Annotated in this window: 7 protein-coding genes and 1 pseudogene; all 8 read right to left on the bottom strand. The window is 70.3% G+C overall.

Features of this window, described 5'->3' with window-relative positions; genetic code table 11:
* Nucleotides 1–6: 6 nt before the first annotated feature.
* The 8 genes and pseudogenes from LQ772_RS05560 to tssM all read right to left on the bottom strand — a co-directional run bounded on the left by LQ772_RS05560 (nt 7) and on the right by tssM (nt 14,866).
* Nucleotides 7–1,698, bottom strand: coding sequence for a ShlB/FhaC/HecB family hemolysin secretion/activation protein (locus LQ772_RS05560; protein ID WP_425600840.1), 1,692 nt, complete (start codon nt 1,696–1,698; stop codon nt 7–9).
* A gap of 521 nt (nt 1,699–2,219) precedes the next feature.
* Nucleotides 2,220–2,534: a hypothetical protein gene (locus tag LQ772_RS05555; protein WP_231324777.1), complete on the bottom strand. Its 315-nt coding sequence runs from the start codon at nt 2,532–2,534 to the stop codon at nt 2,220–2,222.
* Nucleotides 2,531–6,235: a bifunctional serine/threonine-protein kinase/formylglycine-generating enzyme family protein gene (locus LQ772_RS05550; protein WP_231324776.1), complete on the bottom strand. Its 3,705-nt coding sequence runs from the start codon at nt 6,233–6,235 to the stop codon at nt 2,531–2,533. Before LQ772_RS05550 ends, LQ772_RS05555 begins: the two co-directional genes overlap by 4 nt.
* Nucleotides 6,236–6,295: 60 nt before the next feature.
* On the bottom strand, nt 6,296–6,982 hold the full coding sequence (locus tag LQ772_RS05545) for a glycine zipper domain-containing protein (protein ID WP_231324774.1): 687 nt from the start codon (nt 6,980–6,982) through the stop codon (nt 6,296–6,298).
* 385 nt (nt 6,983–7,367) lie between these two features.
* Nucleotides 7,368–9,065, bottom strand: a pseudogene (locus LQ772_RS05540) (serine/threonine-protein kinase); the annotation flags it as partial.
* 10 nt (nt 9,066–9,075) lie between these two features.
* Entirely contained in the window at nt 9,076–9,801 is a 726-nt protein-coding gene (locus tag LQ772_RS05535) for a PP2C family protein-serine/threonine phosphatase (RefSeq protein ID WP_231324771.1), read from the bottom strand.
* Nucleotides 9,798–11,318, bottom strand: coding sequence for a type VI secretion system-associated protein TagF (gene tagF / locus LQ772_RS05530; RefSeq protein WP_231324769.1), 1,521 nt, complete (start codon nt 11,316–11,318; stop codon nt 9,798–9,800). The genes LQ772_RS05535 and tagF overlap by 4 nt, the downstream gene beginning before the upstream one ends.
* A gap of 35 nt (nt 11,319–11,353) precedes the next feature.
* Nucleotides 11,354–14,866, bottom strand: a complete 3,513-nt coding sequence (tssM, locus tag LQ772_RS05525) for a type VI secretion system membrane subunit TssM (RefSeq protein ID WP_231324767.1) — start codon at nt 14,864–14,866, stop codon at nt 11,354–11,356.
* Nucleotides 14,867–14,870: the final 4 nt, after the last annotated feature.

Below are 14,870 nucleotides of genomic sequence, written 5' to 3'. Positions count from 1 at the left end.
GGCCCGTCAGAAGGTGAAGCCGAAGCGCGAATACACGTGGTAGCCGCTCTTGTCCGAGGCGTCGCGGCTGCCGGTGGGTACCGAGGCGTCCAGGCGGAACTCGAAATGGTGGAAGCGCGGGATGCGGAAGATCAGCCCTGCGCCGATGCCCTCGAGCCGTTCGACCGGGTTGTTGCCGTCGCGGTGGTTCGAGGCGTAGCCGCGGCCGAAGTCATAGAACACTTCCACTTCCAGCAACTCGCGCCAGGGCCGGTCGTAGAACGGCGAGACGCGATCGCCCAGGCCGGGCGCGTCGATGTGGTATTCCAGCGAGCCGTACCAGCCGCGGTCGGTGAGCGCGTCGGCGATCGGATAGGCGCGCACGCTGTCCGGGCCGCCGATCACGAACTGCTCCAGCGGCGGCAATGCGTCGCGCGTGTACTGGCCGCCCAGCTTGAAGTAGAGCCGCTGCGAGCGGGTCAGGAACTGCAGGCGGGTGTATGAGAGCCGCGCCAGCAGGAAGTTGCTGTCGTGGTCGGGGCTGACCAGGTCCGGCGCGACCGAATCGTCGCGCACCGACTTGCGCAGGCTGCCCTGCACCACGTCCAGGCCACGCAGGCGCTGGTCGGTACGCTGCAGGCCGAAGCCCAGTTCGGCCACGTCGAAGCGCTCGTCCGAGAGCTTCACGCCGAGCGCGCCGAGCTGCGACTTCTCGCGGATGTAGCGCAACGAGGTCTGCACCGCGACGTCGTCCGTGTTGACGAATTTCCAGTCCGCGCCGGCGTACGTCGAGGACGTCGGTCCGCGGACCTTGAGGTCGGCGAAGGCGCCGCTGTTGATCTGCAGTTCGCTGCGGGTCGCGCCGATCACGCCGCTCAGGCCGGGCACCACCACGGTGGGCGCGCGGTAGCCCAGCGCGTAGTAGACGTTGCTGTGCGGGTCCAGTGCGTAGTCGACGTTGGCGGTGAGCTGGTCGCCGATGCCCAGCGGGCTGTTCCACGCCGCGCCAGCCTGCGCGCGATAGCGGCCGGTGAGTTCCGTGCCGTAGTTGTTGCCGCCGAGCGTGAAGGTGAACGGGCGCTTGGCCTCGTGCGCGACCATCACCAGGTCGGTCTGGCCGGTCTTCGCGCCTGGCTGGAAGGTGGAGGACACCGTCACGCCGGGCAGGTCGCGCGCGTAGAGAAGCGCCGAGTCGATGTCCTGCTTGCGCAGCGGCTGGCCCTTGAGCTTCTCGGCCGGCGCGGCGATCACGCCCGGCCGGTAGCGCGAGGTGCCCTTGACCACGACCTTGCCGATCGTGCCTTCCAGTACGCCCAACTTCACGATGCCGTCGTTGCCTACGTCCTGCGCGGGCACGAACGCGGTGGCCACGATGTAGCCCGCCTTGCGATAGCGATCGGTGATGCGGTCGGCCACCTGCTGCAACTGGCTGAAGTTGGCCTGGACCGGCTTGCCGGAACCTCCGGTGAGCGTGGCGAATTGTTCATCGGCCATCGCCTGCACGGTCGTCGGGGTGATGCCGTCCTCCGGATGGTCACCCACGCCCTGCACGCGGAAGCCGTGCACGATGAGGGTCTGCTCCTGTGCCCCGGCCGCTTCGCGCTCGCGCAACGGCGGTACCGCCGCGGCAGGGGCGGCGGCCTCGGGCGCAGGCGCCGTGGGCGTTGCCAGGGCTTGCGCCACGGTCGCGGCGGGCGTCGCACCGGCACCCAGGTGCACCGCGAGGACCTGTCCCGGCAGGTAGGCGTGGGCCTCGGGATAGCCGGCTGCGTGCAGCCGGGTGGTGATCAGCACGGCGGCCGCCTGCAGCTGGCCCGCGTCGAGCGAGGAAGCACCTGCGGTCGCCAACGCCTGCTGGTATTCGGACTGGATCAGCGCCTGTACCTGGGTCGCCTGCGGCCCCTCGGTCGGCACGCCGCTGACGAGGATGTCCTGCGCCGGCGCGGGGACCGGTGCCGGGGGTGGCGAGGCCTGGGCCCAGGCATCCCCGCCCGCCAAGGCAAGGGCCACCGCTGCTGCGAGGCAAGCAATCCGCACGACATTCCCCTCTTGATGACCGGTTCCTTGGCGCGGTGCCGGTTGCCGGCGGACCGCATCAGCGCCAACGGCCGGGTTTCAGGCCCGGCCGTTGGCGGGCCGCGTGCAAACACGAGCCCTCACCCAGTAGTGCGAACTGCGTCAACAAAACCGCCCATCAGAGGCCGATTTCGTTCACGATTTGCTCATCAGGCATTCACATTTCAGGCAGCAAAAAAGAGCAGGCCGAGCAGCAGGGCGCACACCAGAGCACCGGCGGCAAACACGGCCAGCAGCATCCGGCTCGAGCGTGCTCCGCCGCCCAGCAGCACCGGCAACATGTCCTCCTCGAGTCGAGCGTCCGCGGGGCGCGGCGGCTGCACCAAGGCTTTCCGGGCAGTGATGCCGTGGCTGTCGCGCAGGGCGGCCAGCACATTGCGCCGGCGCGCCCGGTACTCGGCGCGCGCGATGCGGCCGCCGTAGTGGGCCTCGTCGAGCAGGCTCAGGTCCCGATTGACGATCTGCTCGCGCTCGTTCATGGCACCTCCCTTACCAGGCGCAGGCCCACGTCCTTCTGCGCGCCGCCGCCGTCGGCGCGACGGCTGTCGACGGTGCAGTCGGACCAGTAGCTTGTGTAACTACCGCCACGCACCGCAGCGCCCCCATCCACCCATTCCCAGACGTTGCCGGTCAGGTTGATCAGGCCCCACGGGTTGGGACTGCGGCCGCGCGCGGCGATCGGTGCCCCGCTACCGTCGTCGGCGCCAGCGGTAGGCGGGATGCAGTTGCTGTCCGTGGCCTGCTTCCAGCCGCCGCCGGCGCGCGCAGCGGCCAGCCATTCGGCATCGGTCGGCAGCCGGTAGACGTGGCCGCTGGCGCTCCCCAGCCACGCCGCGTAGGCGCGCGCCTGGGCCACGCTGATGTTGCTGACCGGCAGGCTGCCCGCGGAGCGGTCTTCCAGCGTGATGGCGCTGCACTTGCCGGTGGCCGCGCAATAGCGGTTGTACTCGTTGATGGTGATTTCCGAACGGGTCATGGCCAGCGTCCTGCCGCCGGCGCGCACCACCACCAGCGCGGGGCCACGCTTGCCGTCGATGGTGTCGAAACAGGCGCGGCCCGCGCCGACCAGGTCGGGAGCGGCGCACGGATCGGATGAGGGTCCGGCGGTGGCGGTCGCCGGGGCCGGACGGATGACCGCGGGACTGCCCTTCCCCGCCGCGGCCATAGGCTGGCCAGCCGCCGGCGCGTGGTCCGTGGCCGGTGTCGCGGTGTTGCCGCTGGCCGGCGTCGGTGCGGCGGTCGGCAGGACCGGGGTGGCGGACGGACCCGTGGCGGGCTTGAGCGAATCCAGCAGGGCCGCCAGCGAACCTTCACCCAACTGGCCGCGCAGCTTCATGTCCGCCTCGAGCGCGGCAAGCGCGTCGGCATCGGCATGCTTCACCTGCGCCAACTGCCTGCGCATGCGATCGAGATCGGTCGAGGCAACGGCCTGGCCACGCGCCTTCACCAGATCGGCCGCCAGACCATAGCGGGCGCTGGCCTTGGCGAGATCGGCGCGCTGGCCGAGCAGGCCGGTGGCGCGCGTAAGCACATCGGCGGCGGACTGGTAGCGACCCTTGCGGAAGGCCTCGCGGGCCTGGCCGAGGTAGGCGTCGGCCAGCAGCTGCGGGCCTTCGCTGGCGAGGAACGGATGCTGTGGCGCCAGCGTGCGGATGCGCGCCAGCGATTCCTGCGCCTTGCCGGTATCGCCCGCCGCGGCGGCCCGCTTGACCGACTCGATGCGTGCGGTGACCTCGGCTGCCGCGCTTTCCTGCGCCAGGCGGTCCTGCTGTTGCTTGTCCAGCGCGGCCAGGCGATCGTGCTCGCTCTTGAGCGCGGTCGACTGCGGCGCCACGGTGAGGCCGAAATCGACCAGCGCCTGGTCCTGCGGCAGGTGCAGTGCATCGGTCTGCTGGTCGGCAACCTGGGCGATGGCGGTGGCCAGCTGGTCGACCAGCGCACGGGTCTGCGGCGAAGCATCGCCCTTGAGCGGCGCAACCGCGGTGGCGACCTGGCGCTGCCAGTCGGCGCTCGCTTCCGGGTGGGCGATCAGCGCGGCCAGGGCGGTGCGCGCCTCGGGCAGGCTGGTCGCCGCGGCGGCCGTCGGAGTGGTCGCCACGGCAGCGCCCGTGCCCATCGCATCGAGCTGGGCCTTCCGGCGCTGCAGGCGGGCGGAGTCGGGGAACAGCGCCAGCGCCTGCTTCAGGTGCGCGGCGGCTCGATCGCCGTGGTGCTGCGCCATCGCATCGCCGATGGCGATGTCGTACTTGAGTTCCAGCTCGGCGTTCTTGAGCAGGCTGCTGGTCGGGTCGATGGCGCGGATCTTTTCCAGCGTCTCGATGGCGTTGTCCGGCTGGTCGGCGAAGATCGCGCCTGCCTCGATGCGCTGGGCGAGCTGGGTGTCGAGGCTGTTGAGCAGCTCGTTCTTCTGCTGGTCCATCGCGCTGCGGCGGATGTCCAGCTCGGGCGAGTACAGCTTGAGCTGGTCGCGCAGTGCGAACAGCTGCTGCGCGTGGGTGTAGTCGTAACGGCCCTGCGCGGGATTCCAGTAGGCATCCAGGCGGGTCAGCAGGAAGCGCTGGATGAGATCGCTCTGGTCGAGCACGAGGCGCTTGCGCTCCTCCTCGCCGAGGGTGTCCAGCGCGGCCACGGCCTGGGCTTCGTCGGCGTAGCGGTGTGCGTCGCCCGGTGCGAAACGGGCGATCACCTGCGCCACCTTGCGCTGGTGCAGGTACTGCGTTCCGCCCCAGCCGCCGGCGACCAGCACCACCAGCGCGCCGGCGCCCCAGGCCAGGTACGGGCCGATGCGCTCGCGCAGGCCGACCTCGCGCAGGCCTTCGACGAAGTCCTGCGCCGTGCGCAGCCGATCCTGCCCGCGGAACGCCACCGCATCGCACAGCGCCTTGTACTGGCGACGGGTGAGCCCCGGTACGAGCGGCGGCTTGCGTCCTTCGCGCATCGCCACCTCGGCACTCACCTTGTCGAACGGGTGCTTGCCGGTGAGCAGCTCGAACGCCACGCAACCCAGCGCGTACAGGTCGTCGCTCGGCGTCGGCTCGTCGCCCTGGATCATCTCAAGGCTGGCATAGGCGGGCGTGAGCGCGCCCAGCGTGCCGGCGTCGAACACGGTCTGTTCGCCGACCGCCTCGCCCATATGCTTGCCGGCGCGCGCGATGCCGAAGTCGAAGACCTTCGGCACGCCGTCGCGCGTGACCATCACGTTGCCGGGCTTGAAGTCCGAGTGCACCACGCCGGCGGCGTGCGCCCGCTTGAGCGCCCAGGCCATGCCCTCGATCAGCGGACGGGCCTTGGCCAGCGGCATGCCGTTGTAGGCACGCTCGCGGATCAGCGCCTTCATGTCCGAACCGTCGACGTATTCCATCGTCATGAAGACGATGGTTCCGTCCTTGTCGAAGTCGTAGACGCGCACGATGTTGTCGTGCGCCAGCGACTGCGAGCGTCGGGATTCGCGCTGCAGCGCGATCAGCGAATCGGGATGGCGGCGGAATTCGTCGTTCAGCACTTTCACCGCGACGTAGGGATCGCGGTCGCGCGCCTCGACCTTGCGCTCGTCGCGGGCGAGGAACACCACGCCCATGCCACCGCGGCCAATCTCGCGCTCGAGCAGGAAGCGGCCCTTGAGCAGCATGCCGACGTGCGCGTGGTCGCCGCCCTCGGCACCGGCCAGGCGCTCCCAGCTGGCGCTGTTGCCCGAGTGCGTGCCGGAATGGGTGCCTGTGGACTGGGTGCCTGTGGACTGCGCGTCCTCGATCGCCTGGCCGCGCGAGGCGGGCATCACCACGGTCGCTTCGTCGACTGACGGCGGCGGCGCGGGGGGACGCGAGGCTGGCATCACCACAGTCGCGTCGCCGATCGCTTCGGACGCAACGCGGGCGACGGGGGCCGGGACCACCATCGTGGCATCGCCCTCCATGACCGCCCCGGCCGGTGCCACCACCGTGGCATCGTCGGTCACCGGGATGTCCTCGGCCACGACCTGCGCCGCCATCAGCCGGTCCAGCAACACGCGGCCGATCTCCGCATCCAGTTCGCCCTCGTCGTGCAGGCGGCGCACCAGCGCGAGTTCGTCGTGGTGGCGATCCTCCGGCACCGAGCCGCGGCGGCCCAGTGCATCGAGCAGCACGGGGAGCGGCAGGTGGCCGTTGCGGAAGGCGGCGATCAGTTCGGCAAGCGTGTTCATGCAAAGCTCTTCGTCGGTGCGACAGGCGCGCGGTTACGGCGGCGTGCGCGGGTGATCCGGTCAGCTGACCACCAGCATGGGGACTTCGTTGGTGCGCACCTGCTGGCCATCCATGTAGAGCGCCGAACGCATCGTGTAGCGACCGTCCTGGATGCCCTTGGGCAGGTTGAAATCGAAATTGGTCTCGTACTCGCCGGTGCCGTCGATGGCGGTAGCGTCCTTGGTCACGGTGGTCAGCTGGCGGCCGTCGGGCGCGAACAGGGTCAACTGTTCCTTCAGTTGCGGCGCCACGTCATGCGTGCCGCGCACCAGCGTGACGCGCGACTGCATCGCCGCCTTGCTGCCGGAGCGGACCGTCTCGCCAGGCAGCAGCGCGGTCTGGTAGGCGCTGATGGTATTGCTGGCCGGCAGGGCGCCGCGGTCGTGGCGGTACTGGTCTTCGACCGAACTCGCGTCCCTGACCTTGCGTGCGTGGTAGTTGTAGGCGACGCAGGCGAACGCGCCAATGCCGGCGCCGATCGCGGCGCCGGCCAGGTGGCCCTTGCCCTTGCCGAACATCGAGCCGGCCAGCGCGCCGATGGCACCGCCCACCGCCGGGTTGCATTCGGGCGACACCGGTTCGCTGGCGTTCGTGCGGGCGGTGTCGGCGGCGGGCATCCCCAACCCACCCATCTGCGCGCAACCGCTCACCAGGGCGAGCACGCAAGCTGCACCCAGAAGGCTGATACCGCGGATTCCGTCATGCATGGCGAGTCCCTCCTCAGTTGATCGAGATGCTGTTCATGGCCTTCTGCTGCGCCTGCTGGGCGCGGCGCAACAGGCGTCTGGCGTCCGCATCGCCTGGATTCACCTGCAGCGCGGCCTTGGCGTTGGCGATGGCGGCGGAGTAGTTCTGCTGCGAGAAGTTGCGCTCGCCCTCGCGCAGCAGGCCCGCGGCGACTTCCTGCATGCGCGTGGAAGCGACGGGAGGCTGCGCAGAGACCGGCGGCTTTTCGGTGGGCGTCGTCTTCGCTGGGATCGAGGCCTGCGCGGTCACCGGCGGCCTGGCTTCCGGCTGCGGGACCGGCGACGGCGGCGTGCGCTCCTGCGGCGGCGGCGCTGGCGCGGCCTTCACCGCGGCAGGCCGGTCCAGCTCCTGCTTCTCTTTCTCCACGGCGGCGCGCCTGAGATCCAGCCGCGGCAGGAACAGGTGCAGCCGCGCGGGCACTGCGAAAACCCGCTCGGCCGCCGCGTAATCGCGTCGCCCCTGCGCGGGGTTCCAGTAGGCATCGACGCGTCCGAGCAGGAATTGCTGGACCTGGTCGCCCTGGTCGAGCATCAGTCGTTTGCGTCCGTCCTCGCCCAATTGATCGAGGGCGGCGGCGGCCTCGGCTTCGTCGCTGAAGTGTTGCGGGTCGGCCGGCTGGAATCGCGCCGCAATCTCGGCGACCTGGCGCGCGCGCCACTGGCCGATCGCGACCCAGCCACCGACCGCCAGCAGCAGGACACCGACCGCCGTCCACGCCAGCGGCCGTCCCAGACGCTCGCCCAGGCCGATGTCGCGCAAGCCCTCGACGAGCAGATCGGCGCTTTTGAGGCGCTTGTCGGCAGTGAAGGCCACGGCGTCGCACAACGCCTTGTACTGGCGACGGGTCAGCCCGGGCACCACCGGCGGTTTGCGCCCTTCGCGCATCGCCACCTCGGCGCTCATCTTGTCGAACGGATGCTTGCCGGTGAGCAGTTCGAAGGCGACGCAACCCAGCGCGTAGATGTCGTCGGTGGGCTGCGGCGGCCGGCCCTGGATCATTTCCAGGCTGGCATAGGCCGGCGTGAGCGCGCCGAGCCGGCCGGCGTCGAACACCGTCTGGTCCTCGGCGACCTCGCCCGGCTGCTTGCCGGCGCGCGCGATGCCGAAGTCGAACACCTTCGGCATGCCCTCGCGCGTGACCATCACGTTGCCCGGCTTGAAGTCCGAGTGCACCACGCCGGCGTCGTGCGCGCGCTTGAGCGCCCGCGCCATGCCCTCGATGAACGGTCTTGCCCTGGCCAGCGGCAAGCCGCGGAAAGCGCTCTCGCGGATCAGCGTCTTGAGGTCCGAGCCATCGACGTACTCCATCGTCATGAAGACGATGGTGCCGTCCTTGTCGAAGTCGTAGACGCGCACGATGTTGTCGTGCGCCAGTTGCTGCGAGCGGCGCGATTCGCGCTGAAGCGCGATCAGCGAATCGGGATGACGGCGGAACTCGTCGTTCAGCACTTTCACCGCGACGTAGGGATCGCGGTCGCGGGCCTCCACCTTGCGCTCGTCGCGCGCCAGGAACACCACGCCCATGCCGCCGCGGCCGATCTCCCGCTCGATCAGGAATCGGCCCTTGAGCAACATGCCGATCGTCGCCTGCTCGCCATCGGCCACACCGGCCAGCTGCTGCCAGCCGGCAGCGTCGACGCTGCCGGTACCGCCGGCAGTGCGCGAGCCGGTAGCACCGGTGCGGGTGGATTCTGGCCGGGTAGCCGGCTTGACCACGGTCGCCTGGTCGGCAGCCGCGCCGGTCGATGTCGGACGGGTCGACGGCATGACGCAGGTCGGCTCGTCGGCATCGGCCATGGCCAGGACCGACGCGACTTCGTCGCCGGCACGCTGCAACGCCTCCAGGCGCTCGCTCACCCGTTGCACCACGCCCGCACCGAGGCTGCCCTCCTCGCGCATGCGAGCGAGCCAGCGCAGCTCGTCCGCGTGCTGGTCCGCGGGGACCGCGCCGCGCTCGGCCAATGCGTCGACCAGCAACGCCGGCAACGACAGCTCACCCGACTGGTAGGCATCGATGAGCGTGCTTAGCGAGGGCGTGGCCATGATCGTCGCGTCAGCCCTGCAACCGCACGACCACGGCCGATACGTTGTCGCGCGCGGCACGGCCCATGGCCAGGGCGAACAACCCCTGCAGCAAATCGCCGGGAGGCTGCGGGCGCGCGCACTGCGCGTCGATCTCCTCGTCGGACATTTCCTTGTTGATGCCATCGGAACACAGCACGAACTGCATGCCCGAGCGGTTGCCGGCCACCACCCAGTCGACGAACAGCCGGTCCTCGGCGCCGATCGCACGGGTCAGCACGCCGGCGCCCGGTTGCGGCCTCGCGGGCACGGGCCCACCGGCGAACTGGGTCACTTCCTCCTTGAGCCCGTGCACGTGGTCGCGGGTAATCTGCCGCAGACGCCCATCCTCGAAACAATAGGCGCGGCTGTCGCCGACCCAGCCGCACAGCATGAAGTCGGGATCGTAGACCAGCACCACCACAGTCGAGCCAATCAGGTCGACGCCACGCGTCGCGGCGACCTGGCGCAGTTCGCTGTTGACCTGCGCCAGCGTGTCTTCGATCGACTCGACGAAGTCGAACACGTCGCCGTTGCGCGGGAGCGCACCGAGTCGCTCGACGATCAACCCGCTGGCGTAGTCGCCGGCCGAATGGCCGCCCAGGCCGTCGGCGACCACCCACAGGCCGACGTCCTCGCGCACCAGGATCGCGTCTTCGTTGTGTTTGCGGACCTTGCCGGTGTCGGTATGCCCCGCGGACAGGTAACGCACGGTCATGGCTGCACCTCGATCACGGCCAGCGGCCAGGGCCGCGAATGAGTCGGGCCCAACGCCTGGGCCAGGCGCGTTTGCGCGTCCTGCGGCGTGGCGGCGGCAAGCGCCTGCGCCAGCGTGGCCTGCGAGAGCTGCGTATGCGCCACGCCGGCCAGCAGCACCAGGCGGTCGCCGGGCATCAGTTCGCAGGCGATCTGCTCGCAGCCAGGCATGCCTTCGGCACCCAGGCCGGGCACGGTCGGCGCGTCATTGCCTCCGAACAGAAGGTCGTCCAGCTCGCCGCCACCGGGCAGCGATGGCTGCGCCAGCGTGGTGGCGAACAGCGGACGCACGCGGCCTCCACGCCAGTGCCACGCTCCCGCGGCGCCCACCCGCAGCAGCCCGGCCTGCGGCCCGGCGACACGCGCGGCCACCACCGCGCCGTCTTCGCTGACGCGGCCATGGCGCAGCAGCGGATGCAGCGCCATCAGGCGGGCACGCAACGCATGCGTGCCCGGCGCGGCCTCGTCCGAGGCACTCATTTCGGCGCCGACGCTGGCGACCGCGGATGCGGCGCGACGGCGCGGATCGGCCTGGCCCACATCGGCCGCCACCAGGGTGAGCGCGCAGGCCGGATGGCGCACGACGGCCGCGCCGGGCGCGGTCTGCACCGAGAGTTCGGTGTTGAATGCCGGTGCTGCCACCGGCGTCGCCGTTGCGCCTGCCTGGCGCACGAAACCGGGCACGGTCACGTCGTCATCGGCATCGCGCACCACCGGAGCCGGAGCAGGCGGCGGCTCGGCGATAGCGGAGGCCACCGGCACGGCATGCGGCGCGGGGCCGCCCATGGGGGCCTGCCACACACCGGCGCGGGCCGCATCGAGGAAGCCTGCATAGGCGTCGGCCGCCGGCAGGCCCCGGGTGGCCAGGACTCCGGCCGGGACGCGGCCTGCGCCCTCGGTCCACCACAGGCACCAGGGACCACCGTGGCCCACCAGTCGTCGCCACAGCGCGACCAACGCATCGGTATCGACGGCACGTTCCGGCAACGGCAGGCGCCAGTGCGTCGCGCGGCTGAAGTCGACCCCTTCGGACGGGTCGGCCGGCACGGGCGCGTCGGCCGAGGGGCCGGGCAGCGCCGCCACCAGGGCGTCGAAGCCTTCGGCATCCACCGGCGCGCCGCGCTGGCCCTGCGCATGGACGCGCGCCAGCGCATCGAACCAGCCGGTACCGTCGCGCAGCAGCGGCTCGATCTGCGCGGGCGCGACCGGCGCGGCCAGCACCATCGGAAAGCTGCGGCCGACGCGGTCGTCGGCGGGGCCGAACACGCCGGCCCACGCACCTTCGCCGCATGCCTGCGGCGACAGCACGAATCGCCAGGTCGGACTGGCGCGATAGGCCGCCGTCCAATCCTGGCCGAGTGCTTCGCGGCTGGCGAAGACGGCCTGTTCGAAGTGGTGATCCCAGCGTTCGACGAATGCCAACGGCAGCCGCCGCTGCACGAAGTCCCCCGCCCCCGGCAACTTGCCGAAGAAACCCACGCTTGCCGTCCCGCCCCCTGTCGGCCCGGACATGGCTAGCCCCCGCACCGGAAGCGTTGCACCTGCGTGTTGAGGAACGGGTTCTTCAGGTTGCTGGCCTGCACCACCAGCTGCACGGCCTGGCCGCCGAAGTCGAAGTGCGCCTGGTAGCGCAAATCCGACTGGCGCGAGAGCTGCGCCGCCTGCAACGCATGGAAGAACGCCCAGTCGCCCTGGTAGTCGTAGCTGCTGAGCAGGTTGCCGGCGGTGTCCCACGCGGAGACCTTGACCTGCCCCGGGGTCGGTCCGGGCCACTTCATCGCCATGCTGGTGGTGCCGCCGGGCTTGTAGTCGAAGGTCTGCCCGTCGATGGCGATGGCGAAGTGGCCGATGCCCGGCGCCAGCACGGGCGCGAGCAGGGTGAAACCGACTTCGGGCGTGGGGCTGCCGTTGCGGAAGTACATCTGCTTGATGCTGTCGGCCAGTTGCATCTGCGCCAGCATCGATGCCGAGCCGCTGACCGCGCCCGGCCCGCTCTTCCACTGCCAGTTGCGGCCACTGGTGTCGACCAGCTTGGCCAGGGTCTGCTTGAAGAAGCCGTCGTAGCGCCCGCCGTAGCCAAACATCTCGCCGAAGTTCTGCACCGGGATGTCGTTGCGGCTGCTCGGGGAGAACGGGTAGCGGCCCTGGGTGAAGGCCGCGCAATCCTGTGCCGCGGCCTGCTGGAACTGCTCGTCGAGCGCGCCCTTGGTACCGCTGGCGACCAGCGCCTGGCTCTTGCCGGTGAGCGAGGCGACCCAGCCCGATACCGGCGGCGGCAGCTGCGCGGCCGCCTGCTGCGCCATCAGCAGCTGCGGGTTGGGTTGACCGGCCGCGTCGCTGAAGTCGGTCATGGTGAGCAGCGTCTTGCTCAGCTGGTCGAGCGCGGCCAGCGTCTGGTCGATCGGCGCGGCGCCGGGCGCGCCCTCGCTCAGCTTGTTGAGCGTGTCGAAGTGCGCGCTGATGGCGCTGCCGGGCGGCGCGTCCTCCGCGCTCCCGGCACCACCGCCGACCTTCGCCAACGCCCGGCCGAGCGCGTTCTGCGTGGCCTTCTTGGCGGCCGCATCCTTGGCTGCATCCAGCGCCTTGTCGCCGGCGTCGGGCGCCGGCGCGCGCAGCATGTCGCTGGTGTTGTCGCGCACCAGCTTGAGCAGCGACTTGAGCGGCGAGCTCGGGCCCGACAGCTTGGCGGCGATGGTGCTGGCATCCTGGATGCTGGCCGCCGGTTGCAGCTGCAGGTCGGCCAGCAGGGCATCCCAGGCCTTGATGTAGTCGGCCTCGTAGAGCGCCAGCACCTGGCGCGAAAGGCGTGCCTGCGCCAGCGCATCGATCGGTTCGGCGCCGAACACCCAGTCATCCGAGGCGAACTGCTTGACCGCCTCCTCCACGCCCTTGTCTGCCTCGATGGCGAACACCGGTTGCGTGTAGAGCGCGGGTAGCGGATCGGACAGCGGCTTGCCGCTCTGGCGGCGGAACACGTTGCCCAGCAGGCCCAGTTCCTTGTCCAGTTGCAGCGGCTTGCCGGCGCTTTCGGCCGACAGCTTCATGCTGCCGTAGACCAGCGTCGACAGGTCCGCCGTGCGCAGCGTCGTGCGCGCCTGCTCCACCAGCGCCGCGTCCAGCGGCAGGGCGCGCAACTGGCCGGGTTCCTCGACCAGCGCCTGGAAGTGCTTGGCCAGCGCTTGCTGCAGCACGGGTTCGTCGGGGAACACCTTGCGCCATTCCAGGTTGGCCAGGGCTACCAGTTCGTCGGCATCCAGATGCTTGGGCTCGCCCAGCATCAGGTAGCCCTTGAGGTAGTAGTACAGCGCCTGGGGATCGGACGCGCTGGCGGCCAGGCCGCCGCGGAACTGCGCGCCCACGCCGGGGAGCAACAGTGCATTGAGCTCGCGCAGGTAGGCCGCGTGCAGGTCCTCGCCGACCGCCTTGCCCTGGTACAGGCCCAGCCGCATCGACATCGGCACGCCGCCTTCCGGGGTAGCCGTCTGCTGCACGGCCGACAACGCCTCCAGCCGGTCGAGCACCTTGGCGAAGTATTCCTTCGGCGTGGCGCTGGCCGGCAGGTCCACGCCAGCGGGGTAATCCTTCAACACATCCTGCACCTGCCCCAGATAGGCGCGGTTGCGCGCATAGCTGGTGGCGAAGCCGAAGCACAACAGCACCGTCAGCAGCGCCATGCCGGCGTAGGACGCCAGTTGCACGGCGACCTTGCGCCGCTCGATGGCGGGGTTGGTGCCGGCCAGACCGGATTCGCGGAACAGCACTTCCTTGAGCAGCCGCTCGACGAAGAACGTACGCCGCTGCGCGCCCTGCGGGTTCACCCGTGCGGCGTCCAGCCCGAAAGTGCGCGCGACCGCGCCCATCATGCGGTCGATCGGCGTGCCTTCCTGCGTACCGGAGGTGAGGTAGACGCCACGCAGCAGCGGCGGCGTGCCATAGGCATGGCCGGCGAACACACCCTCGACGAACTGCCGCGCGGTCTCGCCCAGCGCTGCCAGCTGCTGCGGGAACGACAGCACCGCTGCACGCCGACCGCGGTCGCGCTCGGCGTGCAGGCGATCCAGCGTGCGCGTGTTGAGCCGGTCCAGCAGCAGCCGGTATTCGTCGGCGAAGGCCTTGGCGGCACTTCCCTCCATGGTCTTGCCCAAGGGGAAGGACACCCCCCAGACCTGGCTGCGCAGCTCCGGGTTCATGTCGTCGAAGAATTCACCGAAGCCGGCCACCAGGTCGCACTTGGTCAGCACCAGGTAGACCGGCACGCCGATCCTCAGGTGCTCGGAGAGTTCATCCAGGCGGCGGCGGATCGCGCCCGCGTGTTCCTGTCGTCCGGCGTCATCCAGCACCATCAGGTCGGACAGGCTCATCGCCACGATCACGCCGTTGATCGGTCGGCGCTTGCGGTAGCGACGCAGCAGCTTGAGGAATTCGCCCCAGGCGCTGGCGTCGGCCGAGCGGTCCGAATCCTGCGTGGTGTAGCGGCCGGCGGTGTCCAGGAAGACCGCCTCGTCGGTGAACCACCAGTCGCAGTTGCGGGTGCCGCCGACGCCACGCAGCGCTTCCTTGCCGAAGCGTTCGGACAGCGGGAAATTGAGCCCGGAGTTCTGCAGCAACGTGCTCTTGCCCGAGCCCGGCGGGCCGATCACCACATACCAGGGCAGCGCATACAGGTTGCCGCGACGGCGCTTGCGCAGCATTTCCACCGCTTCCTGGAAACGGCCCTGCAGCTGCGCGCCTTCACCCGCGCCGCGGTTGTCGCCGCCACCAGCAGGCGTCGGGCCGCCCTGCCCGGCCAGCTCGCCGGACATCTTGTTGGCCTTGCCGCGCGCGCGCAGCGCCTGCACCTGCAGCCAGGCACCCCAGGCAAGCACGATCACCATGATCAGCAGCAGCCGCGCGACCGGGCTGGCCAGCGGCTGCGAATCGCCGATTCCGAGGTACGGACCGCCCAGCCACACCAGCACCGAGAGCAGCAGCACGCCGATCAGCGTGACGAACCAGGCGGACTTCAAAAGGCTCAGCAACTTCGCCACGGCG

It is taken from the genome of Frateuria edaphi, from assembly GCF_021117405.1.
GTDB lineage: Bacteria > Pseudomonadota > Gammaproteobacteria > Xanthomonadales > Rhodanobacteraceae > Frateuria_A > Frateuria_A edaphi.
This window is presented reverse-complemented; position numbering and strand designations above follow the sequence as displayed.